Annotated in this window: 2 protein-coding genes; both read right to left on the bottom strand. The window is 54.2% G+C overall.

Translation table 11 applies throughout. From position 1 onward, the window contains the following. Window positions 1-163: 163 nt before the first annotated feature. Entirely contained in the window at window positions 164-1,504 is a 1,341-nt protein-coding gene (locus GX117_14490; protein NLO34539.1) for a response regulator SirA, read from the bottom strand. A 61-nt stretch (window positions 1,505-1,565) separates the two neighbouring features. Then, the coding region (locus GX117_14485) for a sigma-70 family RNA polymerase sigma factor (GenBank protein NLO34538.1) at window positions 1,566-1,898 on the bottom strand (333 nt) is incomplete at its 5' end.

The raw sequence follows: 1,898 nt of genomic DNA, 5'->3' as shown, positions 1-1,898 counted from the left end.
ATTTTGTCGTGCCACCGCCCACCCGCTCGTTGTTCTGATTTTTCTTCTTCCAATTTCCGATCCTGTCGCGGCGCTCCCGGCCGCCATGCACCCTGTACCGCCAATGAAAAAGGCGCGGGAATGCTCCCGCGCCTGTGTGCCTGGGATTGCTCCCAGCGATCGTCTAATACGTGTAGTCGCTGCCGCCGATGAATTCGCGCAGCAAGGAAGTTTTCGGCACCGCGCTGTCATCCGAGACTGGGGTCAGGTCTTTCAGCGTCTCGTAGACGCGTTTGGCACGGACATAGGCATCCTGCCGCTTGGCTTCATCCTTGAATTTTTCCATCGCCGTTGGGAAATATTTGAACAGAAGGTCCTTTAGAATCGGCAGTTCATAGGGCATGGCGCTGTTGACCAGATTATCCACTGTGCCGATAAACGGGATGATGTTGCGCAATTCGCTGCGCCGCACATAGTGCCAATGCGTCAAGGTCTGTTCTGGTTGGAGATTCCGGTGCCAGCTATCGCGGATCATTCGCCGCAATAGACGGTTATCCGCCCAACGCATGAATAGCCCTTCGCGATTGCGCACCTGTCCCAGCGTTTCAATATAGAGCTTGAACTTCTTCTCGTCAGGGGTGCTTTGGGTCATCTCACCGAACAAACCGTGCAGTGAATCAATCAGCAGAATCTGGTTCTTTCCCAGCTCCATGTCGTAGACGCCCAACTTGCGCGTGCCAGTCTTGAAGTCGTAATGGGGCGTTTTGATTCGTTTGCCGGCCAGCAGCTCAGAAACGTGCTGGTCGATCAATTTCAGATCCAGCGCGTGCGGCGTCTCGTAATCGTAGTCGCCAAATTCATCCTTGGGATGGTGATCAAGATCAAAGAAGTAGTGGTCGATATTCAGCGCCAGAAATTCATTACCGGCTTCGGCCAGCTTCTCACTAACTTTGATCGTGGTGGTGGTCTTGCTGGATGAGCTGGGACCGGCAATGAAGAAGACCCGTACTTCCGGCAGATGTTCGATAAACTTCTCAGCACCTGCAGCCACTTCCTTATCGTAGCGGTTTTCGCAGGCCGCAATCAGCTCCGGGAGTGTTCCTGAGGCAATGATCTCGTTCAGGCCATCGACGGTATCGCAACCATGATCCATGTTCCAGCGCAGCACTTCATAGATCTTCTTGTAGGGGATGTTGTCTGTGGCCTCAAATTGGTAGGCTCGCTGTGTGCGCTCCATCTGCCGGTCATGACGATAGCGGATATAGGCCCGGGCCGTCTTGGCATGGCTTTCCATGATCAAGGTTTCTTCCACCAGATCTTGGATCTCTTCGACCGAAGGCGTGGACTGTTTGCCAAAATTCGCCAGCAACCGCTGTTCGACCAGTTGCGCGATCCGGTCCGCCTCGGAGCGATCAAATTCACTCACGGCGGCCGCTGCCTTAAAAATAGCAGTGCTAATCCGGTCGCGGTCATAGGCGACCACCGTACCGTCACGTTTGACAATCTGCTTAATGGTGCTGTTCATAGTTCCTCCTGCCGGGCCCCTCAGGCCCTTGTGGGTTGTGTTTTCGGGTTGCAATGTTTTCTCAATCGTTGTCTAAAAAGCCTTCTAGTTTCCGAATGCGAGTGGGGTGACGCATCTTACGCAGAGCCTTGGCCTCGATTTGGCGAATGCGTTCGCGCGTCACCTGAAACTTCTTGCCCACCTCTTCCAAGGTACGCGAATACCCATCCGCGAGGCCGAAGCGCAGTGTCAAAACCTCTTGCTCACGATCCGTCAGGGTGCCCAGTACGTCTTGCAGACGTTCCTTGAGCAGGCTGTAGGCCGTCATTTCACTCGGGTCTTCTGCCGACTTGTCTTCGATGAAGTCACCAAAATGGGTATCTTCGCTATCCCCCACCGGGCTCTGTAACGAGAT

Source organism: Candidatus Hydrogenedentota bacterium, from assembly GCA_012523015.1.
Lineage (GTDB): Bacteria > Hydrogenedentota > Hydrogenedentia > Hydrogenedentales > CAITNO01 > JAAYBJ01.
This window is presented reverse-complemented; position numbering and strand designations above follow the sequence as displayed.

What these genes read in the sequence shown, in the direction of transcription:
- GX117_14490 (NLO34539.1), bottom strand. Translation starts at nt 1,504, where the DNA reads ATGAACAGCACCATTAAGCAGATTGTCAAACGTGACGGTACGGTGGTC.